Genomic DNA, 628 nt, shown 5'->3' on the forward strand with positions numbered 1-628 from the left:
GCCACTGGATTTGGTTGGTTGGTCCTCCAGCAGGTTGACGATTTGTCAGAATGATCGGTTTGATGAAGGCGGTTCCTGGTCGAAACTGAGTCGGGCTTGCGGTTCCTTCTCCCGTGAGTACAGCGTCAAAGGTTGTCCACGTGTCTGGGACGGTTCCTGCCAAGGCTGCGTAGTTGAAAGTGCTGCCGCTTGTTGCGTTGCGGACTGCGGTTCCGGCGGCGATTGTTTGACCGCTCCAAGGTTCGATGAGGGTGATGGTGTTTGCGTGCTGGTCGACAGCGCCTGCTGCCCAGGCTCCCGTGTCTGGTCGGAAGTCAACGTTTCGCGTGTAGGTGTAGTCGTCGTAGGTATCTCCTTGGTTGTTGGTGTAGCCGTACCATGCGAGCGTACGTTGGTGTGGAAGGCCCGCGTTCTGCCATCCGGTCGCATCATCTAGGTGTATAACGGTGTCACCTGGGTTCAATTGTTGGCTGAGGTAGGTGTCGCTGGCTGGTTCGTGTTTGAGCACATGCCATGGCAGGATGTGTTTCCGATCAACGTCGTAATTGGCAAATCCGAAATACTGTCGGTTGTTTGGGTCAAAGTTGTTTCCCTCGTCGTCTCCGCTGCGTGCTTCACCTGTGAGTGT

The 628-nt window shown here is 55.6% G+C and carries 1 protein-coding gene; it reads right to left on the minus strand.

Features of this window, described 5'->3' with window-relative positions:
- The coding region (locus RSSM_RS33895) for a hypothetical protein (RefSeq protein ID WP_008684045.1) at window positions 1–628 on the minus strand (628 nt) is incomplete at both ends.

The organism is Aporhodopirellula sallentina SM41 (assembly GCF_000346505.1).
GTDB classification, from domain to species: Bacteria; Planctomycetota; Planctomycetia; order Pirellulales; family Pirellulaceae; genus Rhodopirellula; species Rhodopirellula sallentina.